The sequence below is a fragment of the Marinomonas mediterranea MMB-1 genome (assembly GCF_000192865.1).
Lineage (GTDB): Bacteria > Pseudomonadota > Gammaproteobacteria > Pseudomonadales > Marinomonadaceae > Marinomonas > Marinomonas mediterranea.
On record NC_015276.1, the window covers coordinates 2,141,562 to 2,164,328 of the forward strand.

General features: G+C 43.9%; 25 protein-coding genes and 2 tRNA genes. 22 read left to right on the plus strand and 5 right to left on the minus strand.

All coding sequences use genetic code 11. The annotated features are described in order from the left end of the window. Positions 1 to 109: 109 nt before the first annotated feature. Positions 110 to 391 carry a DUF6404 family protein gene (locus MARME_RS09825; RefSeq protein WP_013661108.1) on the plus strand — a complete coding sequence of 94 codons (282 nt, stop codon included), beginning with the start codon at positions 110 to 112 and terminating at the stop codon, positions 389 to 391. Between the two features lie 65 nt (positions 392 to 456). Here the strand turns inward: MARME_RS09825 and MARME_RS09830 are convergent, their stop codons facing one another. The 3 genes from MARME_RS09830 to MARME_RS09840 form a co-directional block, all read right to left on the minus strand. Next, a complete protein-coding gene (locus MARME_RS09830; protein ID WP_013661109.1) occupies positions 457 to 1,290 on the minus strand; it encodes an MOSC domain-containing protein in 834 nt (277 codons plus the stop codon). A gap of 95 nt (positions 1,291 to 1,385) precedes the next feature. Next, positions 1,386 to 1,826, minus strand: coding sequence for a DUF6691 family protein (locus MARME_RS09835; protein ID WP_013661110.1), 441 nt, complete (start codon positions 1,824 to 1,826; stop codon positions 1,386 to 1,388). A gap of 6 nt (positions 1,827 to 1,832) precedes the next feature. Then, complete coding sequence (locus MARME_RS09840; RefSeq protein ID WP_013661111.1) at positions 1,833 to 2,246, minus strand: YeeE/YedE family protein; 414 nt, start codon at positions 2,244 to 2,246, stop codon at positions 1,833 to 1,835. 248 nt (positions 2,247 to 2,494) lie between these two features. Here MARME_RS09840 and MARME_RS09845 point away from each other — a divergent pair, with 248 nt between their 5' ends. Together MARME_RS09845 and MARME_RS09850 are read left to right on the plus strand one after the other, a co-directional pair. Further along, the gene (locus MARME_RS09845) at positions 2,495 to 2,983 is read left to right on the plus strand and encodes a DUF6942 family protein (RefSeq protein WP_148231019.1); all 489 of its coding nucleotides are present in this window, start codon (positions 2,495 to 2,497) and stop codon (positions 2,981 to 2,983) included. A gap of 23 nt (positions 2,984 to 3,006) precedes the next feature. Beyond that, a complete protein-coding gene (locus MARME_RS09850; RefSeq protein ID WP_013661113.1) occupies positions 3,007 to 3,450 on the plus strand; it encodes a tellurite resistance TerB family protein in 444 nt (147 codons plus the stop codon). A 90-nt stretch (positions 3,451 to 3,540) separates the two neighbouring features. Here the strand turns inward: MARME_RS09850 and MARME_RS09855 are convergent, their stop codons facing one another. Continuing rightward, a complete protein-coding gene (locus MARME_RS09855) occupies positions 3,541 to 4,125 on the minus strand; it encodes a superoxide dismutase (protein WP_013661114.1) in 585 nt (194 codons plus the stop codon). A 164-nt stretch (positions 4,126 to 4,289) separates the two neighbouring features. Here MARME_RS09855 and MARME_RS09860 point away from each other — a divergent pair, with 164 nt between their 5' ends. The 19 genes from MARME_RS09860 (at position 4,290) to nadA (ending at position 21,183) form a co-directional block, all read left to right on the plus strand. Continuing rightward, complete coding sequence (locus tag MARME_RS09860) at positions 4,290 to 5,297, plus strand: coiled-coil domain-containing protein (protein ID WP_013661115.1); 1,008 nt, start codon at positions 4,290 to 4,292, stop codon at positions 5,295 to 5,297. 126 nt (positions 5,298 to 5,423) lie between these two features. Then, complete coding sequence (gene trhP, locus MARME_RS09865) at positions 5,424 to 6,779, plus strand: prephenate-dependent tRNA uridine(34) hydroxylase TrhP (RefSeq protein ID WP_013661116.1); 1,356 nt, start codon at positions 5,424 to 5,426, stop codon at positions 6,777 to 6,779. 127 nt (positions 6,780 to 6,906) lie between these two features. Beyond that, the gene (gene cysD / locus MARME_RS09870) at positions 6,907 to 7,818 is read left to right on the plus strand and encodes a sulfate adenylyltransferase subunit CysD (RefSeq protein WP_013661117.1); all 912 of its coding nucleotides are present in this window, start codon (positions 6,907 to 6,909) and stop codon (positions 7,816 to 7,818) included. An 18-nt stretch (positions 7,819 to 7,836) separates the two neighbouring features. Continuing rightward, complete coding sequence (gene cysN / locus MARME_RS09875) at positions 7,837 to 9,450, plus strand: sulfate adenylyltransferase subunit CysN (protein WP_013661118.1); 1,614 nt, start codon at positions 7,837 to 7,839, stop codon at positions 9,448 to 9,450. Positions 9,451 to 9,577: 127 nt separating this feature from the next. Then, positions 9,578 to 10,189 (plus strand): pyridoxamine 5'-phosphate oxidase family protein, encoded by a 612-nt coding sequence (locus MARME_RS09880; protein WP_013661119.1) that lies wholly within the window; start codon positions 9,578 to 9,580, stop codon positions 10,187 to 10,189. Positions 10,190 to 10,191: 2 nt separating this feature from the next. After that, positions 10,192 to 10,677, plus strand: coding sequence for a GreA/GreB family elongation factor (locus MARME_RS09885; protein ID WP_013661120.1), 486 nt, complete (start codon positions 10,192 to 10,194; stop codon positions 10,675 to 10,677). A 261-nt stretch (positions 10,678 to 10,938) separates the two neighbouring features. Beyond that, positions 10,939 to 12,708: an aspartate--tRNA ligase gene (gene aspS, locus MARME_RS09890; protein ID WP_013661121.1), complete on the plus strand. Its 1,770-nt coding sequence runs from the start codon at positions 10,939 to 10,941 to the stop codon at positions 12,706 to 12,708. A 117-nt stretch (positions 12,709 to 12,825) separates the two neighbouring features. Then, positions 12,826 to 13,383 carry a crossover junction endodeoxyribonuclease RuvC gene (ruvC, locus tag MARME_RS09895; RefSeq protein WP_013661122.1) on the plus strand — a complete coding sequence of 186 codons (558 nt, stop codon included), beginning with the start codon at positions 12,826 to 12,828 and terminating at the stop codon, positions 13,381 to 13,383. Then, entirely contained in the window at positions 13,373 to 13,972 is a 600-nt protein-coding gene (gene ruvA, locus MARME_RS09900) for a Holliday junction branch migration protein RuvA (protein ID WP_013661123.1), read from the plus strand. Before ruvC ends, ruvA begins: the two co-directional genes overlap by 11 nt. Positions 13,973 to 13,978: 6 nt before the next feature. After that, the gene (ruvB, locus tag MARME_RS09905; protein WP_013661124.1) at positions 13,979 to 14,995 is read left to right on the plus strand and encodes a Holliday junction branch migration DNA helicase RuvB; all 1,017 of its coding nucleotides are present in this window, start codon (positions 13,979 to 13,981) and stop codon (positions 14,993 to 14,995) included. Positions 14,996 to 15,005: 10 nt separating this feature from the next. Continuing rightward, positions 15,006 to 15,686 carry a protein TolQ gene (gene tolQ / locus MARME_RS09910; protein WP_013661125.1) on the plus strand — a complete coding sequence of 227 codons (681 nt, stop codon included), beginning with the start codon at positions 15,006 to 15,008 and terminating at the stop codon, positions 15,684 to 15,686. Next, positions 15,686 to 16,111: a protein TolR gene (gene tolR, locus MARME_RS09915; RefSeq protein ID WP_013661126.1), complete on the plus strand. Its 426-nt coding sequence runs from the start codon at positions 15,686 to 15,688 to the stop codon at positions 16,109 to 16,111. Before tolQ ends, tolR begins: the two co-directional genes overlap by 1 nt. Positions 16,112 to 16,114: 3 nt before the next feature. Beyond that, on the plus strand, positions 16,115 to 17,134 hold the full coding sequence (gene tolA / locus MARME_RS09920; protein ID WP_013661127.1) for a cell envelope integrity protein TolA: 1,020 nt from the start codon (positions 16,115 to 16,117) through the stop codon (positions 17,132 to 17,134). Continuing rightward, positions 17,134 to 18,432, plus strand: coding sequence for a Tol-Pal system beta propeller repeat protein TolB (tolB, locus tag MARME_RS09925; protein ID WP_013661128.1), 1,299 nt, complete (start codon positions 17,134 to 17,136; stop codon positions 18,430 to 18,432). The genes tolA and tolB overlap by 1 nt, the downstream gene beginning before the upstream one ends. Before the next feature lie 20 nt (positions 18,433 to 18,452). Continuing rightward, entirely contained in the window at positions 18,453 to 19,055 is a 603-nt protein-coding gene (pal, locus tag MARME_RS09930) for a peptidoglycan-associated lipoprotein Pal (RefSeq protein WP_013661129.1), read from the plus strand. Continuing rightward, positions 19,055 to 19,867, plus strand: coding sequence for a tol-pal system protein YbgF (gene ybgF / locus MARME_RS09935; RefSeq protein WP_013661130.1), 813 nt, complete (start codon positions 19,055 to 19,057; stop codon positions 19,865 to 19,867). The genes pal and ybgF overlap by 1 nt, the downstream gene beginning before the upstream one ends. Before the next feature lie 43 nt (positions 19,868 to 19,910). After that, a tRNA-Lys gene (locus MARME_RS09940) sits at positions 19,911 to 19,986 on the plus strand. A gap of 34 nt (positions 19,987 to 20,020) precedes the next feature. Further along, positions 20,021 to 20,096, plus strand: a tRNA-Lys gene (locus MARME_RS09945). A gap of 40 nt (positions 20,097 to 20,136) precedes the next feature. Then, on the plus strand, positions 20,137 to 21,183 hold the full coding sequence (gene nadA, locus MARME_RS09950) for a quinolinate synthase NadA (protein ID WP_013661131.1): 1,047 nt from the start codon (positions 20,137 to 20,139) through the stop codon (positions 21,181 to 21,183). 137 nt (positions 21,184 to 21,320) lie between these two features. Here nadA and MARME_RS09955 read toward each other — a convergent pair whose 3' ends face one another. Further along, positions 21,321 to 22,748: a M48 family metallopeptidase gene (locus MARME_RS09955; RefSeq protein WP_013661132.1), complete on the minus strand. Its 1,428-nt coding sequence runs from the start codon at positions 22,746 to 22,748 to the stop codon at positions 21,321 to 21,323. Between the last annotated feature and the right edge of the window lie 19 nt (positions 22,749 to 22,767).

Sequence of the window (22,767 nt, forward strand, 5' to 3'; positions counted from 1 at the left end):
ACGTGAAGAACCTTGTCAGCAAAGCATATTAATCAAAAGGAATATTGGTTATTTTAGGAAACTATGATTACGTTTCCTTCGCCTTACATAAGGATAACAGGCAAAAATTATGTTTTTTTCTAGATTTACATCACCTATTCACAGGTTAATTTCGTACTTTGGTCTCGACTTCATCTTCGTTGGCAAGTTGGGCTTCACACTTTCTACATTCTTTTTGGGAATCCAGTTTGCTGTAATTTGGGGCGGACTGATGTGGCTTTTCTATTGGTCTGTCAACCCAATTGAGTTGAGCTGCCAGTTTGTGTTATCTATCGCAGTTGGTCTGTTGGTCGGTGGTTGGATGACTTACACCAATTCAAAATATCCAGATTCCAATCATCACTATTTTTGATTTTTCTATTAGACTTTAATTTTTCACGCCCTGTTTTATAGCAGCAGGGCGCTCGTTCCCACATTCTATCGTTTATCTAAGTATGCCTCTGGTGTTTGGTATTCGATTATTTCGACTTTGTCGCCTTGTTTGATTTGCCCTTCATTTAACGCAATAAGATTCACGCCAAATGTCACGCCCTTTTTATCGAGTTTTCTAAATTTTGCTAACGTTCGTAATGGCTCTGCTAACTTATTTTGTTCTGCCGTGTCTGGATCAATGGTGGTGAACTTACAGCGTGCGCATGGTTTAACATTTTCAAATTTCACTTCGCCTATTTGAATTATTTTCCAGCTGTCTTCTTCAAATGCTTCTGCACCAGATACAACAATGTTTGATCGAAATCGGCGCATATCAATGTCAATTTCTGTCGTTCGGTTTAGCTCTTCCAGTGACGCTGTATTTGTTAAAAGGAATGGGTATCCGTCGGCAAATGCAACGGGAGACTCAGGTCGGCGACTGGTGAATCGTTGTGAATTTTCGCCAAAGAAAAGCAAGTTTACGGGTGTGCCGAGCAGTTCGGAAAACCACTCATCAGCTTGTGACTTTGTTTTTTGCCCTTTGACTGGCTGTTTAAAGACCGCTGTTTCGTTATATGAGCTTTCAAAAGAGGACGCTCTAAGCTCAAGCGTACTGGTCATTTTTGGGTGTGTAAGCGTTATTGATCCATTGTCGTGGATAACTGGGTGTACCAATGTTAGCGTGGGTTGTGTACGAGCGGTAATCATATTGCCGCTCGTGTCAGTAACCATGTATCGACGATCATGGGCTAGACCGGATAGGTTCACTACTGAAGAGTGAAGAGGGATACCCTTTATAGATTTTATAGGGTAAACAGCGAGCGACTCTATGTTAAACACGACATAATACTCCTTCATTGTGAACGAATATTATGTCGTTTAATGCTCTAAGAATGCCAGCCTATTAGATCTTAAAGTGTGCAAATACTGTGCTTTTAAGGTGTTGCCTTAGTGGCTTTAGGCTTCGAGAGTTCCTCACTCTTTTCGAAAGCGTAGCTTCCTGCAATAAGACTTACTAGAAAGATCAACCCTATAGAGGGGGTGAGGAAAGCGGTAAGAATGCCTGGGCCTGGGCAGTACCCACTCAAGCCCCATCCTACGCCGAACAGACTTGCTCCCACAATAAGCTTTTGGTCGATGTCTTTTTTTGTCGGCAGTTGCCATTCAATTTCGAAGATCGGTGTGGCACGCTTTTTGCGGATTAGGTTGCCCACCAGTCCGACAGAGATCGCGCTTGCCATAACAAAAAGTAGGCTAGGGTTCCAGTCTCCAAATAGGTCTAAAAAGCCAATGACATTTTCTGGATTAGCCATGCCGGATATTATTAACCCTGCGCCAAACAGTATGCCGGACAGTAGATAGTTGAATAAAGACATGGTTTGTTACCTCGTAATGGCAACGGTTAGAATTGCTGTGCTCATGAATAGGCAGGTGGCGACAATCGATCGAATGGATAAGCGAGGAATTCCACATACGCCATGTCCACTTGTACAGCCACTACCAAGCCGGGTGCCATAACCAACCAGTAAACCTGATACGATGATCACCCAGGTGGGCGACTGTAATGAAGAGCTTGAGGAAGTGTCGGCTGTTGCCACGCCTAATAAGTTGTGTGCGACCACGCCTCCGACAACGAGACCTGTTAAAAACAGTAGCGGCCGTACTTTGTTGTTTTTGAAGAGTGCGTTCGCTAGCAGTCCACTGATACCTGCTACGCGGCCTGATCCTATTAGTAACATTGTGGCGGATAATCCTATCAATAGGCCCCCTATAATGGGGTTGATGTACGCTATCATGGTTATACCTTTGGCTATTTTGTGAAGTATGAGTGAGTTTCTATATAAGATTTTTCTAATATAAGTGTATGCTAATATATTATTAGGTGTTGTGCACGGTTAATTTTGATTTGATGTTATTTCGATCGTTGTTAGTCTCATATCTCGTGGCTCAATTTACTGATTTGCTATTGAGGCGAAGTGTGGTTGTTCGGCGCTTTGTGACGTGTGTTACACTGATTGTTTTGCGATTTTATGTAGGTTTGCTGGTGTTAGTACAAAATGTTGGGTTGGGGGCGGAACTTAGTCGAGCGAATATGGTCTTTTGGTTACCGAATGCACCTAATTTGGATACGTTAGATCACTCTGATGTTCTATCCATTGAAATCCAAAATGGCAATCATTGGCGTAAAATATTTACTATCGCAGCGAAATTGGCGGTAGCGCCAACATGTGATTGGCGTCGGTACAAGATTGAAAGCCTGTTCAATGAGGTTCGATTCGTCTTTGATCGGATGGATTTCGAAAAAAGTCAGGCCAAGTTCAAATTCGTTGTAGGTAAGCAATTAACTGAGTTATTGCCTGTTCCTGATGGCGTTGATTGTATATATGAGGCAGGTAAAGACGATTTCGAGGACGCTTCTAAGCGTAGAGTTTTGGTTAATGATGGCGTCTTATGGACTCCGTATTTCGATTATAGGCAATTTCCCAATGCGTTAATCGATGCAGTACGAACGTATATGCAGCGTCGTGCTTAGTTCTCTGAATTTAAAGGTTTATTATGATTCAAGCGTTAAAAAAACTATTTCTCACTGAAGCGGAAGAGAAGGCGCCAGTGAGCTATCAAAGGGCTGTTGCAGCCTTGCTTATCGAGGTCATGTTGGCAGATCATGAAACGGATGAGCGTGAAGTAAAAATGGTCAAAGAAGGTTTGCGAGAAATTAGCGAGCTTGGTGATGATATTGAAGTGATCTTCGATGAGTCACTCAAAGGTGTTGATGAGGCGAACGATTTGTATCAGTTTACCAAAGTGATTAATGAGCAAGCATCAAATGCTCAAAAAATGGAATTGCTGAAAGGTTTGTGGCGCGTAGCGTTTGCTGATAACAGTCTGGATGCTTATGAAGATCAAAGAATTCGTCGAATTAGTGAGCTTTTGTTTATGCCTCATTCGGAATTTATTCAATGTAAGTTGGCAGTGCAATCTGAACTCAAAGGGTTGTGAGATGAGCGTTTAGAGCTTGTTGGTGTCAATGTTACATAAAAAATGCGGCAAAGCCGCATTTTTTATGACTGGTCGAACGCTTTATCTCGCTTACGCTGCGAAGTTTGCTGCCGCAAATTCCCAGTTAGCAAGTGCCCAGAAACCTTTAAGGTAATCAGGACGAACGTTGCGGTAGTCGATGTAGTAAGCGTGTTCCCAAAGGTCAACGGTAAGCAATGCTGTTTGATCTGTTGTTAGAGGCGTCGCAGCGTTGCTAGTGTTGATAATGTCTAGAGAACCATCAGCAGTTTTAACCAACCAAGTCCAAGATGAACCAAAGTTGTTAACGGCTTTGTCGTTGAACGCTTCTTGGAATGCAGAGAAAGAGCCCCATTTAGCGTTAATCGCGTCAGCTAAAGCACCAGTCGGTTCACCACCACCGTTCGGGCTCAAGCTGTTCCAGAAGAAAGTGTGGTTCCAGATTTGAGCGGCATTGTTGAATACAGGGCCAGCAGGTGCTGCCTTGATGATTTCTTCAAGAGATTTGCCGTCGTATTCAGACCCAGGAACAAGTCCGTTAAGCTTAACAACGTATGTGTTGTGGTGTTTGCCGTGGTGAAACTCTAAAGTTTCAGTAGACATGTGTGGCTCTAATGCATCTTTAGCATAAGGTAGTGCCGGTAGTTCAAAAGCCATATCTATATCTCCATGCTTTGTTTTTACGAAAAATGCTTGTTATCAAGCAGTTATTGGTGCTTATATAGTAGCACCGAACATTTGAATATTATATTCATGATGTTTGTGTGGTTATTAATTTCCTAATTTCAATTAATGTTTATAAGTAAAGTACGTTAGATTTCATGCAAAGAGATGACGAAGTAGAAATTCCAAGCTTAACTCTGGATCAGGATGAGTTGCAGAGTAGAAACCCGCAACCATCAAAGCCGAAGAGAAAGCTCAATCCTCCGCCAGCAAAGCCGACGTCTTCAGCGACTCAGGCAAAGGTCCCCGTGTATAAAAAGCAAAGCTTGGCGGGCGTGTATTTTTTGTTGTTGCTTATCCTTGGTGCTGCATCCTCTGCAGGGTATTGGTTATGGCAGCAAAACCAACAGTTGAAAAGCCAGCTTGCAGGTGCCTTGAATGAAATTCAAGATTTAGATCACCAGTTAATTGCGGCGGATGTGTCAGCTGGGAAACTGGGGTCAACTGTTGAGGAAACGTTGAAAACGCACGAAAGCGAAATTCGTAAACTTTGGGGGGTCGCATACGACCGAAACCGTAAAAATATTCAGACTAATGTAGATTCGTTGAAATCGACGCAGTCTAAGTTGGCTGAATTGCGAGAGAATGTTGCAACTCAAGGTAAGCTAGTGGCGGTTCAGGGCGATACGTTTAACGAAATAGAAGATGGATATAATCGTCTTGTTGAATCCGTTAGTGCTTTGGATAAAAAGGCAGACGAGGAGCTTTCTTCATTACAGTTGTCTGTTCAGGCTGTTCAACTTCAAGGTGAGCAGGTAAGCGGCAAACAATCGAACCTTCAGGCACAATATGAAGCGTTGGGGTTGCAGATTAACCAAGCGTTAGCGAACATCGATGCATTGTCTAAGAAGGTAGAATCTAATAAAACGGAAATCAGCGAAGTGGCTGTGACTGCGGCGGCTGCGAATGCTAAGCCGACTCAAGCAGCGCCGACCGTAAAACCGGAAGCATTGGCCAAGCTTGATAAGCAGGTTGCTGATAACAATGAGGCGATTGCATCGATTGACGTGTTTCGTTCTCAAGTGTTAAGTCAGCTTAATACTTTAAAAGCCCAGGTTAATCAGCTTGCACTTCAACAGCAGTTATCGGGCGACGAAGGTTTGTAGTCGCAGTTTGATTTAAATCAAAAAAAGGCCAACTTAGTTGGCCTTTTTTGTGCCTGATCACTTTTCACTGCCACGGTTTCGATAGAATGCGCGCGTTTTCTATTTAACAAGTGAATTAGTGAATATATGACAGAGTTACTTTCTCCCGCCGGTACGTTGAAAAACATGCGTTATGCTTATGCTTACGGTGCTGATGCGGTTTATGCAGGACAGCCAAGATATAGTTTGCGTGTGCGTAATAACGATTTTGATATGTCGAACCTTGCGACGGGCATTGAAGAAGCTCACAAACAAGGGAAGTCTTTCTATGTCGCGAGTAATATCGCGCCACATAACGCAAAAATAAAAACCTACCTAAAAGATATTGAGCCAGTGATTGAAATGGGGCCGGATGCGTTGATTATGTCAGACCCCGGAATGATGATGCTGGTAAAAGAAAAGTGGCCTGATATGCCTATCCATCTGTCGGTGCAAGCGAACGCTGTCAATTGGGCGACCGTAAAGTTTTGGCACGATTATGGGCTGACGCGTGTCATTTTGTCGCGTGAGTTGTCGTTGGACGAAATCGGAGATATTCGTCAGCAAGTTCCTGAGATGGAAATAGAAACCTTTGTTCATGGTTCGTTATGCATTGCGTATTCTGGTCGTTGTTTGCTTTCGGGGTATTTTAATCGGCGCGACCCAAATCAAGGGACCTGCACTAATTCATGTCGTTGGCAATACGATGTTAAAGCGGCAAAAGAGTTACCAACTGGCGATATTGTTCCAGCGGACGGCAGTCACTTAAAAGGTGTGCAGGAATTTACACCGGACGGTTCTGAAGAGAGCACGACGCTGGGTGTAGGTAAACCGTTCGATGATGTGGTTTTGCTGAGAGAGCAAGGGCGTGAAGGAGAGTATATGCCTGCGTTTGAGGATGAGCATGGCACCTACATTATGAACAGTCGCGACCTTCGTGCGATTCAGCATGTGGAACGCCTTATTGAAATGGGGGTGCATTCTTTGAAGATTGAAGGGCGAACAAAATCGCATTTCTATGCTGCTAGAACTGCACAGCTATACCGTCAGGCGATTGACGATGCGACTTATGGTAAGGCGTTTGATATGTCTCTTTTGGATCGGTTAGAGGGATTGGCAAATCGAGGCTATACCGAAGGATTTTATCGACGCCATGTTCATGATAAGTATCAGAATTATCAGCATGGAAACTCGACGTCAACGCACCAGCAGTTTGTTGGCGAAATGATGGAATATAACAATGGTTGGTTAAGTATTGATGTTAAGAATCGTTTTAAACTCGGTGACACACTAGAGCTTATTACGCCATCAGGTGGTTCATTTCACACCATTACTGAGATGGAAAACCTAAAAGGCGAACGAATGGATGTTGCACCAGGATCGGGTCATAAAGTGCGGATAGCGTTAGATAGACCTGATTTTAATACGGAATTTGGATTGGTTATGCGCAATCTGCCAAATTAGAGATCTAGCTTATATGTCTTTTTTTATATTTTTATATCACTAAAGTCTAGAAGATTTGGTTTTTATAACTTAAATGCATGTTATAGTGAGCGCAACAAAATCCTTCGATATTTAGAGATGGGGAATTATGACTACTGAGGCAAGACTGACTCATTTGAAACAGCTTGAAGCGGAAAGTATTCACATTATTCGTGAAGTGGCCGCTGAGTTTGATAATCCGGTGATGCTATATTCCATTGGTAAAGATTCTGCTGTGATGTTGCATTTGGCTATGAAAGCGTTTTATCCAGGTAAGCCGCCATTTCCATTGATGCATGTTGATACTGGATGGAAGTTTAAGGAAATGATCTCTTTCCGTGACGAGCTGGTTGCAAAGCTTGGTCTTGAGCTGATTGTTCACCAAAACCCAGAAGGTATTGCGCAAGGTATAAACCCGTTTACTCATGGCAGTGCAACACACACTGACGTCATGAAAACCCAAGGTTTGAAGCAGGCGCTAGATAAATATGGCTTTGATGCCGCGTTCGGCGGAGCTCGTCGTGATGAAGAGAAATCGCGCGCCAAAGAGCGTGTATACTCTTTCCGAGATAAGCAGCACCGCTGGGATCCGAAAAATCAGCGTCCTGAACTTTGGAATATCTATAACGGTAAAGTAAATAAAGGCGAAAGTATTCGTGTGTTCCCTTTGTCTAACTGGACTGAGCTTGATATCTGGCAATATATTTACCTAGAGCAAATTCCGATTGTTCCTTTGTATTTCGCTAAAGAGCGTCCTGTTGTCGAGCGTGATGGTACTATGATCATGGTTGACGATGAGCGTATGCCTCTTAAAGAGGGCGAGGTTCCCGAAATGAAATCTGTACGTTTCCGTACCTTGGGTTGTTATCCATTGACTGGTGCGGTCTCTTCCGATGCAGATACATTGCCTGAAATTATTCAGGAAATGTTGCTGACAAAGAGCTCAGAGCGTCAAGGTCGTGTGATCGATCATGACTCTTCTGGTTCAATGGAAGAGAAAAAGAAACAAGGTTATTTCTAATTTCGGAGTGGTATAAGAATGTCTCATCAATCAGAACTTATCAGTCAAGACATCCTTGGCTACTTGAAGCAACACGAAGAAAAAGACCTGTTGCGTTTATTGACTTGCGGTAACGTAGACGATGGTAAAAGTACACTAATTGGTCGTTTACTGCATGATTCTAAGCTTATTTATGAAGATCATCTTGATGCGGTAAAGCGTGACAGTAAAAAGTCAGGCACTCAAGGTGAGGAAGTGGATTTGGCCTTGCTTGTTGATGGCCTACAAGCCGAACGCGAGCAAGGTATTACAATCGATGTTGCGTATCGTTATTTCTCTACTGAAAAACGCAAATTTATCATTGCGGATACTCCTGGGCATGAACAATATACGCGTAACATGGCAACAGGTGCGTCCACTTGTGATTTGGCTATTATCCTGATCGATGCTCGTTATGGTGTTCAGACGCAGACTCGTCGTCATAGTTATATCGCTGCGTTGCTTGGTATTAAACACGTGGTTGTAGCGATTAATAAAATGGATTTGGTTGATTTTTCTGAGGAGAAATTCAACGAAATTCGTGCTGACTACCTCGCATTTGTTGATCAGTTGGGTGACCGTACACCAGAAGATATCCAGTTTGTTCCTATGTCTGCTTTGCAGGGTGACAATGTGGTTAATCTTTCCGAGCAAACGCCTTGGTATCAAGGACAGCCGTTGATGGCTATTCTTGAAACGGTGGAAATTAACCGAAATGTTAAGAAAGATGCATTCCGTCTTCCTGTTCAGTATGTGAATCGTCCGAATCTTGATTTCCGTGGCTTCGCTGGAACGATTGCGGCGGGCCAAATTAAGAAGGGTGATGAAGTTGTTGCTTTGCCGTCCGGTAAAACATCCACTGTCGCGGACATCGTTACTTATGATGGTAGCCTAGAAACGGCAAAAGCGGGTCAGGCTGTTACCATCACGCTGGCAGACGAAATCGACATTAGTCGCGGAGATATGCTTTCTCACAAAGGCGAAGAGCCGTTGATGAGTTCGACATTGCGCGCATCTATCGTATGGATGTCAGAGCAGGACTTAGTGCCTGGCAAGCTGTATGACTTCAAATTAGGTACACAAACGGTTCCGGGTAAAGTTCATCACTTTAATCATAGAGTTGATGTTAATACGCTTGAAACGAGTGATATAGATGCACTTGAATTAAACGGCATCGCTGACTGTACCATTCAATTTGATGCACCGGTTGCATTCGATCGTTATCAAGATAGTCGCCTAACGGGCGCGTTGATTGTCATCGATCGTTTAACTAACGTAACAGTTGGTGCTGGCATGGTTGAGCAGGAATTGGCGGACATTAATGAAGATGCGCCAGTAACTGCAGAAGACCGCGCCGCTCGTTTAGGCCAAAAACCAGCTGTAATCAAAGCAACGTCGGCATTAGTCGAAAATGGCGTTGCTTTAGAGCGTGCGTTGTTGCGCTCTGGTTTGGTTGCACTTGTTAAGTCTGGTTTGACTGTGGAACAGGTATCCTTGTTAAGTGAAACAGGTGTTGTTGTTATTACGGACGCTGAAGTGGGTGCTGATAACAGTATCGATGTTGCGGATGTCGCTGCAGCTGTTGAAGAGATTGCTGCTCTAGTTCGATTGTAAGTGAATGGCTCTGCACCTTTATAAGGTGCGTGGCTTGCTGAATGGCTAAAAACGCTCGATGTATCCCATCGGGCGTTTTTTTATTCTAGAATGCCTATTTGGATTGGTATACATGGAGGCGTGCAAAATGAAAACAATAAAATCCATTGGCGAGCTCGAATCGTTATATCCGCCAACGAAAGAGCGAGCTAAGCTAAAGCAAATGTCCGCGCTCGATAAGCATATGCGCAATTTTATCTCGAAATCGCCTTTTGCGGTAATTTCGACAAAAGGTGCAGATGGGTTAGGTGACGTTTCTCCGCGTGGTGGAGATCCAGGGTTCGCGCTGGTGGTCGATGAATTGACCATTGCTCTGCCTGATTGGCCAGGAAATAATCGACTCGATAACCTTAAAAATATTATTGACCATCCGGGAATTGGTTTGATGTTTATGATTCCTGGGGTGAATGAAACGCTTAGGGTTAATGGTCTTGCGTCTATCGTGGTGGATGCGTCTTTCTTGGCGCAGTTTGAAACGCGTGGGAAGCTACCTAGATCGGTCATTCTAATTGACATCAAAGAGGCTTACTTGCACTGCGCAAAGGCGATTGTACGTTCTGGTTTATGGTTAGATGAGAATAAAATAGAGCGCTCGGAATTACCGACATTAGGTCAAATGATAAAGGACCAGGTTGGTATGTCAGAAGAGCCAGAATCACAAGAAGAGATGGAGAGGCGGCAGGCGAAAAGCTTGTACTAGGTATGCTTGGATTAAAAGAAAGGCTTTTAGAGCTGTTGCCGACGTTCTTTCAGGAGCGACTTGATCGCGCGGTGTCGGCCGCGAATCAGGCGAGAGCGGCGGCGACGGACGCTGAAAGTGTGGCGGAAACAAAATACGACACGTTTGGGTTGGAGAACTCTTATCTGGCTCACGGGCAAACTCAAAGGGTATTTGAGTGTAGAGAAGATTTGCACTTTTTTATGAATTGGCGTCCAAACACTAAAGATCGGGGTGCGGTGTCAGTGGGTGATTTGGTTGAGGTTGATGTCAACGGAGTAACGTCATTTTATTTGCTCGTACCTCGATGTGGTGGCAACAAGGTAAGCGTGCAGGCAGCCGATATTCAGCTTGTTTCGTTGGATTCACCCATTGGCAAATCTTTGATGGGGAAAAGTGAGGGGGATGAGTTCACGGTTTTAAGGGCAGGCGTTGAGGTGTATGCAGAGATTTCTGATATTCACTATTAGATATTAGCGGTAAGAGTGATTGTCGTGTTTTTTAAGCTCTAAAGTCTGTCTGTAATTGCTGCTGAAACTCATTAGAGTTCTGCAAAAGTTTCGCTAGGGCGGGTAAAAGTCTGGAGAGTCGCTTTGGCTTCGCATATAATGCAGTGCTTTAAAAATTATCTAGACTTTTTCTGACGAGAATGACCGTGCTTACGGGTCGTCCAAAGAGAAACGTACATTTGCGAGACAGCTCCAAAGAGAGATAGGAATAGGAAACACATTATGCGCAGCCATTATTGCGGCGAATTAACAGCGAAAAATATTTCAGAAGAAATTACATTGTGCGGATGGGTACATCGTCGTCGTGACCACGGTGGTGTCATCTTTCTTGATATACGTGACCGTGATGGCATTACACAAGTCGTATTTGACCCAGATCGTGCTGAAAGCTTTGCTTTGGCTGACAGCGTTCGTAATGAGTATGTTGTAAAAGTCTCAGGCTTGGTTCGTCCTCGTCCAGAAGGTACGGTTAACCCGAATATGACAACGGGTGAAATCGAAGTGCTTGGAAAAGAGTTGGAGATATTAAACCGCTCTGAAACACCTCCATTCCAATTGGATGAGCATCAAAACGTGGGTGAGGATATTCGACTTAAGAGTCGTTTTGTTGACCTTCGCCGTCCTGAAATGCAGGAAAAACTGCGTTTCCGTTCTAAGGTGACTTCTGTATTGCGTCGCCATTTGGATGAGAATGGGTTCTTAGATATTGAAACACCAATTCTAACGCGTGCAACACCTGAAGGTGCGCGTGATTATGTTGTTCCTAGCCGTACACATCAAGGTAGTTTCTTTGCATTGCCGCAGTCTCCTCAACTATTTAAACAAATGTTGATGGTGTCTGGTTTTGATCGTTACTACCAAATAGCTAAATGTTTCCGTGACGAAGATTTGCGTGCAGATCGTCAGCCTGAATTTACTCAAATCGATATTGAAACGTCGTTCATGGGCGAAGAAGCGATCATGGAAATGACCGAGTCTATGATTGTCAGCCTGTTCAAAGAATTGAAGGATGTTGATCTTGGTGAATTCCCACGTATGCCATATGCAGAAGCAATGGAAACGTACGGTAGCGATAAGCCTGATTTACGTATTCCTTTAACCATTCAGACTGTATCTGATTTAATGGAAGGCGTTGACTTCAAAGTATTTTCTGGTCCAGCGGTTGACCCTAAAGGACGCGTTGCGGCATTGAAAGTACCAGGTGGTAATTCACTGACTCGTAAGCAGATTGATGCTTATACGAAATTTGTTGGTATATATGGTGCGAAAGGCCTTGCTTATATCAAAGTGAACAATAAAGCAGATCTAGAAGAGGGTCTGCAATCTCCAATCGTTAAATTTTTGCCTGTTGAAGTGCGTAAAGCGCTTCTAGAGCGTACTGATGCGAACGATGGTGACTTGATCTTCTTCGGTGCTGATAAAGCGACGGTTGTAAATGAAGCGCTAGGTGCACTTCGTTGCAAGTTGGGTGAAGACTTAAATCTTTATACTTGTGAGTGGGCGCCTCTTTGGGTTGTTGACTTCCCAATGTTTGAAGAGTTACCTGACGGTGGTGTCACTGCCATTCACCATCCGTTTACTGCGCCGTCTTGTTCTCCAGAAGAGCTAAAAGCGAATCCAGTTGCTGCCTTGTCTCAGGCGTATGATATGGTGTTAAACGGCACTGAGCTTGGTGGTGGTTCGGTTCGTATTCATCAGCCTGAAATGCAACAAACGGTTTTTGAACTTCTGAATATCAATGAAGAAGAGCAGCAAGAGAAGTTTGGCTTCTTATTGGATGCGCTTAAGTACGGTGCGCCGCCGCACGGTGGTTTGGCGTTTGGCTTAGATCGCCTTGTCATGCTTATGACGGACTCCGCTTCGATTCGTGATGTAATTGCATTCCCTAAAACGCAAAGTGCGACGTGTTTGTTAACACAAGCGCCTGGTGATGTAAGTGACAAACAGTTGAAAGAGTTAAGTATTCGTGTACGTAAGCCAGTAGCGGAGTAACGCTATTCGTTTTGTTTAAAAAGCCGCTTTAAGCGGCTTTTTTTATGAATCAATTGCATGATTCTATAATAACTGGTCAAATATACAGTTATTGAAGATGCTAGGTTGGAAGTTTGAGTGGCGCGTATATTGGCAATTGACCCCGGTTCTCGCATAACAGGGTACGGGGTTATTGATTCTAAAAATGGTAAAACGACATATGTATCAAGTGGTTGTGTTCGATTGCCCGATGCTAACCTTGCGGTGCGTTTAAGGGTGATATTTGAATCCGTTTCAGAGTTGATTTCTCAGTTTTCACCCTCAGAATTTGCTATTGAAGAAGTATTTATGGCTAAAAATGCGAGTTCTGCACTTAAATTGGGTCAGGCTAGAGGGGCGGCTATTGTCTCGGCTGGCGTTGCTGATTTACCTGTTTATGAATATGCAGCGCGACGTGTAAAGCAATCCATTGCAGGGAACGGGAATGCTGACAAAGCGCAAATACAAGCCATGGTTCAGCTTTTGTTAAAGCTGCCTTCGCCACCGCAAGCAGATGCCGCTGATGCGTTGGCAATTGCTATGTGTCACGCGAATACAAGAACGTCGGGTGGTTTAGAGTATGGCGTGGGTAAACGCGCTGGTAAACGTACCGGCCGTTGGAGTGCCGCGGATTTGAGGAAATACGGTGATAAGTAGAATTGTTGGTACATTGATCGAGAAAATGCCGCCAGAGTTGCTCGTGGATGTTAATGGTATTGGTTACGAGGTTTATGCCTCAATGACGACGATCTATGATTTGGCCTCGATTGGCGAAACGGTCGTATTGCACACTCATCTTCAAGTAAAAGAAGACTCTCATACGTTATACGGATTTCATTCAAAAGATGAGCGCGCTGTTTTCAGGGTGCTTATAAAGGTGAATGGGATTGGTCCTAAAATGGCCCTTGCCATTCTTTCTAGTATGTCGACAAGTGAACTGATAGAGAATGTTCAAGAATCAAATGTCGATGCCTTGGTTAAAATACCAGGTGTTGGCAAGAAAACTGCCGAACGCTTGATTATCGAGTTGCGTGATAAGCTTGGGCAGGCGGCGAAACAAGATTTGTTTTCTACACCTAAAGTGCTTAAACAGGTTCAAGCAGATCCAAGGCAAGAGGCGGAAGCGGCGTTGGTCGCGTTGGGTTATAAGCCTCAGGAAGCATCGAAAGCCGTCGCTAAAGTGCCTCAAGATGGCTCCGATAGCGAGACAATTATAAAGGCGGCATTAAAAGGTATGTTGAGGTAGGCGGAATTGATAGAACAAGATCGGATTATTTCTTCAGAAACTCAGGGTAGTGAGTCACAGGTTGATCGTGCTATTCGACCGCAGATGCTCGATGAGTACATTGGTCAGCCCATTGTTCGAGAACAAATGGAAATTTTTATTCAAGCGGCGCGTCAACGTTCGGAGCCGCTTGACCATACCTTAATTTTCGGACCACCAGGGTTGGGTAAAACGACGCTTGCTAATATTGTCGCAAATGAGATGGGAGCGGACATAAAAACAACGTCGGGACCGGTTTTAGAGAGGGCAGGCGATTTGGCGGCACTGCTTACTAATCTCGAAGATGGTGATGTATTATTTATTGACGAAATTCATCGTCTTAGTCCTGCTATTGAAGAGGTTCTTTATCCCGCAATGGAAGACTATCAGTTAGATATTATGATTGGTGAGGGGCCTGCAGCTCGTTCTATAAAAATCGAAATTCCTCCGTTTACTTTAGTCGGTGCCACAACTCGTGCCGGCCTGCTTACCTCTCCTTTAAGAGATCGATTTGGAATAGTGCAACGTTTGGAGTTTTATGATGTCCAATCGTTGACGACTATTGTTGGTCGTTCTGCTAGCAAAATGGGCGTTGTTCTGGATGAAAGTGGTTGCTTTGAGGTGGCAAGACGATCTCGCGGTACACCGCGTATTGCCAACCGATTGTTGCGTCGGGTGAGGGATGTCGCTCAAGTGGGCGGCGAAAAAGTAGTAGGGGAAAAGGTTGCTCGTCGGGCCCTAGATATGTTAAGTGTAGATAGTCAAGGTTTCGATCATCTTGATCGACGTATGTTATTGACTATGATAGAGAAGTTCGACGGACGTCCGGTAGGTTTGGATAGTATTGCCGCGGCAGTCGGAGAAGATAAAGATACGATCGAAGATGTGATCGAGCCGTTTCTAATTCAGCAGGGGTTTGTGATTAGAACTCCGCGTGGAAGGCAGGTCACAAAGCGTGCTTACGAGCACTTTAATTATCAGTTACCGTCAGAAGATTTTAAGTAAGAGGTTATAGATGTCGATTTGGGGGCTTATTGCCAGTGCTAGTATTGTCGTTCAGTTGGTTATGTTGACACTACTGCTAGCGTCATTGTTTTCTTGGATTGTTATTTTTCAACGTGTTCGCATTTTAAAGCGGGCAAAGGTGGTAAGAAATCGATTTGAAGAACAGTTTTGGTCTGGGATCGATCTCAGTAAGCTGTACAAACAGTTAACTGCGGATGGGCGAAAAGTAGAAGGTATTGAGAATATTTTCACGTCGGGGATTCGTGAGTTTACCCGCTTGCGTCAAGGTTCCAGTGTCGAGCCTGATGCCGTTATGGAGGGTGTAGCGCGTTCTATGCGCGTTGCCTTGTATAAGGAAGAAGAGAAATTAGACCAGCACCTTCCTTTTCTGGCGACGGTTGGTTCTATTAGCCCTTACATTGGCTTGTTCGGAACCGTGTGGGGTATCATGCACTCCTTTATCGGCTTGGCGCAGGTTCAGCAAGCGACTATTGCCACAGTTGCGCCAGGTATTGCGGAAGCATTAATTGCCACGGCTATTGGCCTAGCGGCTGCTATTCCTGCTGTCATTGCCTATAACCGCTTCTCGGCGGGTGCCGATAATCTAGCTTCTAGTTATGAAAACTTCTCGGATGAGTTTAGTAGTATTCTCCATAGGAAGGTTCATTCTCGCGAGGGGGCAAGTGCATAATGGCTCGCACTAGAAGGCGGCGTGCGCATCGCAAGCAAGTTGCAGAAATAAACGTTGTACCTTATATAGACGTTATGCTCGTTCTGCTGGTTATTTTCATGATCACCGCTCCTATGCTGACCCAGGGTGTTGACGTTGAGTTACCTAACGCTAATGCGGCGCCTATTCAGCAAGAAGAGACGGATGTGTTGATTGCCTCCGTAGATAAAAGCGGACAGTACTTTATCGATATTGGTGGAGAGCAGTCTCCAATATCACTGGCGGACCTTCAGACTCGCGTTAAAAAAGTACTTAGTCAAAATCCTAATATTCCTGTTTTGGTGCGTGGCGACAAAAACGTTTCGTATGGCGAGGTGATAGGCCTGATGGTGTCACTTCAAGGGGCGGGAGTACCAAACGTTGGTTTGGTGACGGAGCCAGAATAAAACATGAAATGGCTCGATAAAGAAAACTACTCGTTGCCAGTTGTGTTTGCGATTGCGCTTCACGCTGTTGTATTGGTAGGTGGTGCGTTTGCGGTTAACTTTTCAGAGGAGGCCAAAGTCGCGCCTAAGCCTGCAATTGTCCAAGCTACCGTGATTGATATTTCTCAAACCATAATTGGAAAGCGAGAAGCTGAAAATAAAGCGGCAGCAATTCAGGTAGCGAACGAAGCGAAGAAAAAAGCAGATAAAGAAAAAGCGCGATCAATCCAGAAAAAAGCGCTTGCTGAAAAGAAAAAGCAACTGGCCGAAACAAAGCGTAAACAAGAAGAGGCGCAAAAACGGGCTGAACAAGCTCGTAATAAAGAGTTGCAGCGTCAAAAATTAGAAGCGCAACGTAAAGCTGACGAGAAAAAGAAAGCGCAAGCAGCTAAACAGAAAGCGAAGGAAGAGGCTGATAAAAAGGCCAGAGATAAGGCGAAAGCGGACGCTGATGCGAAAGCACGCGAGCAGGAAAAGGCAAAAGAAGAAAAACGTAAGCGTCAAGAGGTTGAGCGGCGTAAGCAGTTAGAAGCTGAACAAAAGAAAAAAGCTGAGCAGGAATTGTTGGCGCGACAGCGCGAAGAGACCGCGAAAAAAGCCGCTGAAGCAAGAAAAAAACGTGATGATCAAAAGCGTCAACAGCAAGAGGTTCAGGCTCAAAAGGACCGGGATGTTGCCGAAGCGCAAGCGGTTCAGTCTTTGAGTGGTTTGATTAATGAACGAATTACAGCGTCGTGGATACGTCCGCCAAGTGCGCGTAATAATATGAACGTGAAGTTGCGTATTTTCTTTGTTCCAACAGGAGAGGTGCGTGATGTACAAATTATGGATAGAAGCGGTAATGATGCTTTTGACCGAAGCGCTATTGCAGCTGTTAAAAAAGTTGAGCGGATAGAGGAGTTGTCGGAGTTAGATTCTTATATTTTTGAGAGAAACTTCCGTCAAGTTGATTTAATATTTAACCCACAAGATTTGAGAAACTAATGAAGTTATTTAAGCCGTTGTTTTTGATGTTTGTAATGGTCATTACGTCGCAAAGTGTAAGAGCACAGCTGGTGATTGAGATTACAAGTGGGGCTGATCAGCTTTTACCGATAGCGGTGGTTCCATTTGAGTATTCTGGAGCGAATCCTCTGCCAGAAGATATTGCGCAAATTGTCGAGAGTGATTTACTTAGAAGTGGTGTTTTTGAAACCATTCCGAGAGCTTCAATGTTAAGTGAGCCAAGTTCTTCTGATAATGTATTTTATCGGGATTGGCGAATATTAAAGGCTGAATATATTTTGGTGGGGGCGGTTCTAAATGCATCTAACGGTAACTACCAAGTTGCATTTGAATTGTTAAACGTCAATACTCAACAACGAGTTGGTAATAAAGAGGTTATCTCAGTTACGCCATCAAGTTTCAGAGATGCTGCTCACTTTATTAGTGACAAAGTGTATCAAGCGCTTACAGGTATAAAGGGTGCGTTTAGTACTCGTATATTATATGTCACAGCTGAAGGCGATCGATCGGCGCCTAATTATAAGTTGCAAGTGGCGGATGCTGATGGTCATCGAGCTCAGGTAATCGTCGAATCGAAAGAACCGATATTGTCTCCATCATGGAGTCGCAATGGACGTTTTATTACTTATGTTATGTTTAGAGATCGTCGACCTAATATATTCATTCAAGAGTTGGCAACGGGAAAACGCAGTAAAGTTGCGCAATATAAAGGGTTGAATGGGGCGCCCGCCTGGTCTCCTGACGGTAAAAAGTTAGCGCTTGTGTTATCAAAAGATAACAATCCAGAGGTGTATGTGCTTGATATAGCGACTCAAAAGCTAGATAGAATGACAAATCATTACGCCATAGATACGGAACCAAGCTGGGAGCCGGATGGAAAAGGTATTATATTTACCTCTGATCGGGGTGGTAATCCTCAGATTTACCGATTGGATGTAAAAAGTAAAGAAGTCGAGCGTGTGACATTTGAGGGGGATTCAAATACGCGTGCTCGTATGACACCTGATGGTCGTTACTTGGTGACGGTTCAAAAAGACTCAGGCAATTATCATATAGCACTTCAGGATATGAAAAATGGCCGAGTGACTATTTTGACACAGACCTATTTAGATGAGTCTCCAAGTATCGCACCTAATGGAAGTATGGTTATGTACGCAACAACAGAAGGAAATAAAGGTATACTTTCTGTAGTTTCCGTTGATGGTTTGGTGAAATATAAGTTACCATCATCAAATGGTGATGTACGTGAACCTGCTTGGTCACCGTATTTCAAATAAAGCGCATTAAGGAGCGAATAATGAGTGTAAACAAACTAGGTAAGTTTGCTGTGATCGGTTTGTCTGCGGCTTGGATCGCGGGCTGTAGTACAAACGCAACTGAAACTGATTCTTCATCTACTGTAGCAGAAGATTCTGCATCAGCTACTGAAGAGCAAAGTGCAGATGCTGCGGGTCAAGAGGCTGGTTCAGATCAATCTTTTGGTGCTGGTGAAGATGGTAGCATCACAAGTGTTGTTGTAGATGATTCAGGTTCTGCTAGTGCTGTAGATCAAGATGTTGACTTGCTTGCTGGTGTTGAAACAGTTTTCTATTTTGACTTCGACAAGTCTATTGTTCGTCCAGAAGCTCGTGAAGCGTTGGCGAAGCATGCAGAATTCTTAGTAGCCAACCCTGATGCGCGCGTTGTATTAGAAGGTCATGCTGATGAGCGTGGTACTCGTGAATACAATATGGCACTAGGCGAGCGTCGTGCTAAAGCCGTCGCACGTTACTTAACTATTCAAGGTGTTGCAGCTTCTCAGATCGAATCTGTAAGCTTTGGTGAGGAAGTGCCTGTAGCATTTGGCCATGACGATGCGTCTTGGCAGTTAAACCGTCGCGTTGAAGTTCGTTACGAATAATGGCGTTTAATAAGGCGGTCATTCGCTCTATTGCTTTGGTGGCAGCTTCGGCTGCCTCTTTTGCATCTGCAAATACTGTTCAAGGTTTATCTCCTGCGGCAGCGGCAGATCTATTATTCCAACTCGAATCATTGCAACAGGAAGTTCAGCAATTGAGAGGTTTGGTTGAAGAGCAAGAGTATGAATTGAAAAAAATGAAGACGCGTCAAAGGGATCGCTATATCGATCTTGATAAGCGTATTTCGCTGATTATGTCTTCTAGTCAAGCGCCTCAGGCTCAGGTGGCTTCAGTTTCGCAAACGGAGTCTCAACCTCAGCAAGAGAGCGGCTCAATTTCGGTTGCCTCTGCTCCGATTAACTCAGCCGGTAGTGATATAGGTAGTGCGTCATCGGATGCGATGGAAACAACACCTGTCGTGGCTATAACCGAGCCGAGCGATGAGGCAAAAGGAGCCTATAAGGCTGCTTATGCACTTATTCGAGAGAAGAAGTTTGAAGAAGCGGCTCAAGCATTTGATGATTTTGTTTTGGTTTATCCGTCTAACACATTGACTGGTAATGCGCATTATTGGCTTGGCGAACTAAAGCTTGTGCTAGGAAAGCCTGAAGAAGCTTTAAACGAGTTTAATATGGTTGTAACGCAATTTCCTAATCATAGTAAAGTTGCTGATGCGACTTATAAATTGGGTATCGTTAATGACCAGCTTGGCAATAAAGAAGAGGCTAAACAGTTTCTTCAAAAGGTTGTTTCTCAGTTCTCCGGAACGAATTCGGCCACACTTGCTGCGGGCTACTTAAATAATATGGAATAATGGCTTGCATTTCCCAGTGGGTGCTGTATTATACGCGCCCGTTGGGTCGTTAGCTCAGTTGGTAGAGCAGTTGACTTTTAATCAATTGGTCACTGGTTCGAATCCAGTACGACCCACCAACTATTCTCTATATATAGCCTTCAAAAGGTGTGCGGGTCGTTAGCTCAGTTGGTAGAGCAGTTGACTTTTAATCAATTGGTCACTGGTTCGAATCCAGTACGACCCACCATATACACCGGTTTCAATTGCAGTCCTTTAAGGGGGCGAATATGTCTCAGTCTGTTGATAAAGTTGCATTGAGAGAGACCGTTCAAAAGTTTCTTTCAGAAGCAGAACAAAACCTACTGCAACCGACTCTTGATAACCAAGAAATCCGTCAGGAAATTAAAGATCTCCTCGTTGAGAAAAACGCGGTTCTCGTTGCTCATTACTACACCGATGACGCTATTCAGGAATTAGCTGAAGAGACTGGCGGCGTTATTGCTGACTCTCTAGAAATGGCTCGTTTCGGAGCAAATCATCCGGCTCAAACACTGGTGGTTGCTGGCGTTAAGTTCATGGGCGAAACAGCGAAAATTCTAAGTCCTGAAAAGACAGTCCTAATGCCAACGCTTGAGGCTACCTGTTCTCTCGATATTGGCTGTCCTGCTGATGAGTTTTCGGCTTTTTGCGACCAGTACCCTGATAGAAAAGTCGTTGTCTATGCGAACACTTCCGCAGCGGTTAAAGCAAGGGCGGACTGGGTGGTTACATCCTCGATTGCTCTCGATGTTGTTGAATACCTTCACGATCAAGGTGAAAAAATCATTTGGGCGCCAGATCAGCATCTTGGTGGCTATGTACAGAAGCAAACAGGCGCTGATATGGTCCTTTGGGACGGTGCGTGTATTGTGCATGAAGAGTTCAAAGCCAAAGGCGTGCTGGATTTGAAAACGGTCTATCCTGATGCGGCGATTCTCGTGCATCCGGAATCTCCGGAGTCAGTTGTAGAAATCGCAGATGTCGTAGGTTCAACTTCTCAATTACTTAATGCTTCTAAGAGTATGAGTAATAGCACATTTATTGTGGCAACAGATCGAGGGATTTTCTATAAGATGCGTCAAGCATCTCCTGAAAAACGTTTTGTAGAGGCTCCTACAGCGGGCTCCGGTGCGACTTGTCGTAGTTGTGCGCATTGTCCTTGGATGGCGTTAAATAGCTTGGAAATGTTGCGGGACGCACTGAAAAATAATGACGGAGAAGTTTTTGTAGATGAGCAAACTCGTCATAAGGCGTTGATTCCTTTGCAACGAATGTTGGATTTTAATGTTGCGTAAATTGCTCTAAAGAATCAAAACGCCGTAAAAAAATTAGCTCCTACTATTTATTTAGTTGGAGCTTTTTTGTATGCGAGGTCTATAAGGGTGATTTAAGATGACTTTGCTTGAAAAAATTATCAAACACGTAGCTTCGATTATGGGCCAATGTCTAATAATTGCTCAGCTTCAATAATGCGTTGAAAGAAGTCTGCTAACTTCATTGCTTTAGCGTTGTCCGCGCCTTGTTTTTTCGCTCTGTCTAGAAGTACCTGTCCAATGTTGTTTTTACCCTTATTAAATTCTAGAAACGCTTTATACAATAGGGCAGATGCGTTGTCGCCGCGTTTGATAGCAATTTGTATGTTGGTTTTTAATTTTAGTCGTAGCTCGTACTGAAGTTCATCAATTGAGTAGGGCAGATAGTGGTTGCCTTCTATTTGAGCTAGGAGAGGCTTAAATATCGCGTCACCTGGTGCTAGATCGAGGCGTTTATTTAGGATGCTTGTTGCTTCGCTAATAGCATTGTTTTTTATGTATGACAGAGCGAGTAAGTAATCGCTGAATCGATTAATGCTCGTCATCTTTTTGAGTGTCTGAATTGCTTTCTCTGGTGTTTCTGATTGGTAGTTGACAATGGCTGTTGCGAAAAGAGCCTCATCAGTACTAAGTTGTTGGCTGTTAATGTAGTAATTTGGCCTGTCGTCTAAGAGTGCTCTGTAGCCAATGAGTGTCGCTCTAAAAAAGCCAAAATTTGATGAGGTATGTAACGTTGATGCCTCAAGAGATGTTTTTGTTTTTGGCAAGGTTTTACCGGTTATTGAGTCGCTTAGTCTTGTTTTCGGGAGTGGATGCGTCGATAGAAACTCTAAAGAGTTACCTCCTAGTGTCTTCTTTAGAAATTCATTAAAAAGCTTTGTCATTGCATCACTACTAATGCCTGCTTGATTTAATAGCTGTCTACCGTTCCTATCTGCTTCTTGTTCATTTTCTCTAGAGTAAGCGAGTTGGTTGGTTGTTTGGTTTGCGATTCCGCCGATCCATAATGCGGATGTGGTTTCTGAGTCATCTGTCATAATGGCGGCCGCGACACCAGCGGCAAGCAGCATGAGTAGTTTTTTCTTTTCTTGTTCTGCATTTTGAAGTCTGCGTTCGTAATGCCTTAGCTCTAAGTGGGACAATTCATGGGCAAGTAAAGCGAAAAGCTCGTCTTCCTCTTTAATCAGAGATAGTATATCGCTGTATATAAATAGATGATTTCCGGGGATTACAAAGGCGTTGGATTGACTGCTGTTCAATAAAGCAAGTTCAACATTTTTGTTGTATAGATCACTGTAAGAGGCGAGTTTGCTAACGGCGTTGCGTAAGAATTCATAAGCAGGTGGAAAATCGATGAGTGCGTTGCTGCCATTGTATTGCCTAAACCAATATTGCCCTAACACATAGGAAGGGTTAGAAAGGCTTCGCTCATCTTTGATTGCTTCGAGATCCGGAATGTTTGTTGTTGCCCAAGAGCTTGATGAGAGCACTGTTGTGAGACTGATCAATGCCAATAGAATGTTTACAGTATTTTTGAGTCGTTGCATCGTGTAGTGTATTCGGCTA

Bases quoted from the DNA above. Each gene is read 5' to 3' on its own strand.
- MARME_RS09825 (WP_013661108.1), top strand. From the start codon at position 110: ATGTTTTTTTCTAGATTTACATCACCTATTCACAGGTTAATTTCGTAC.
- MARME_RS09835 (WP_013661110.1), bottom strand. From the start codon at position 1,826: ATGTCTTTATTCAACTATCTACTGTCCGGCATACTGTTTGGCGCAGGG.
- MARME_RS09840 (WP_013661111.1), bottom strand. From the start codon at position 2,246: ATGATAGCGTACATCAACCCCATTATAGGGGGCCTATTGATAGGATTA.
- MARME_RS09850 (WP_013661113.1), top strand. From the start codon at position 3,007: ATGATTCAAGCGTTAAAAAAACTATTTCTCACTGAAGCGGAAGAGAAG.
- MARME_RS09855 (WP_013661114.1), bottom strand. From the start codon at position 4,125: ATGGCTTTTGAACTACCGGCACTACCTTATGCTAAAGATGCATTAGAG.
- MARME_RS09860 (WP_013661115.1), top strand. From the start codon at position 4,290: ATGCAAAGAGATGACGAAGTAGAAATTCCAAGCTTAACTCTGGATCAG.
- trhP (WP_013661116.1), top strand. From the start codon at position 5,424: ATGACAGAGTTACTTTCTCCCGCCGGTACGTTGAAAAACATGCGTTAT.
- cysD (WP_013661117.1), top strand. From the start codon at position 6,907: ATGACTACTGAGGCAAGACTGACTCATTTGAAACAGCTTGAAGCGGAA.
- cysN (WP_013661118.1), top strand. From the start codon at position 7,837: ATGTCTCATCAATCAGAACTTATCAGTCAAGACATCCTTGGCTACTTG.
- MARME_RS09880 (WP_013661119.1), top strand. From the start codon at position 9,578: ATGAAAACAATAAAATCCATTGGCGAGCTCGAATCGTTATATCCGCCA.
- MARME_RS09885 (WP_013661120.1), top strand. From the start codon at position 10,192: ATGCTTGGATTAAAAGAAAGGCTTTTAGAGCTGTTGCCGACGTTCTTT.
- aspS (WP_013661121.1), top strand. From the start codon at position 10,939: ATGCGCAGCCATTATTGCGGCGAATTAACAGCGAAAAATATTTCAGAA.
- tolQ (WP_013661125.1), top strand. From the start codon at position 15,006: ATGTCGATTTGGGGGCTTATTGCCAGTGCTAGTATTGTCGTTCAGTTG.
- tolR (WP_013661126.1), top strand. From the start codon at position 15,686: ATGGCTCGCACTAGAAGGCGGCGTGCGCATCGCAAGCAAGTTGCAGAA.
- tolA (WP_013661127.1), top strand. From the start codon at position 16,115: ATGAAATGGCTCGATAAAGAAAACTACTCGTTGCCAGTTGTGTTTGCG.
- tolB (WP_013661128.1), top strand. From the start codon at position 17,134: ATGAAGTTATTTAAGCCGTTGTTTTTGATGTTTGTAATGGTCATTACG.
- pal (WP_013661129.1), top strand. From the start codon at position 18,453: ATGAGTGTAAACAAACTAGGTAAGTTTGCTGTGATCGGTTTGTCTGCG.
- ybgF (WP_013661130.1), top strand. From the start codon at position 19,055: ATGGCGTTTAATAAGGCGGTCATTCGCTCTATTGCTTTGGTGGCAGCT.
- nadA (WP_013661131.1), top strand. From the start codon at position 20,137: ATGTCTCAGTCTGTTGATAAAGTTGCATTGAGAGAGACCGTTCAAAAG.
- MARME_RS09955 (WP_013661132.1), bottom strand. From the start codon at position 22,748: ATGCAACGACTCAAAAATACTGTAAACATTCTATTGGCATTGATCAGT.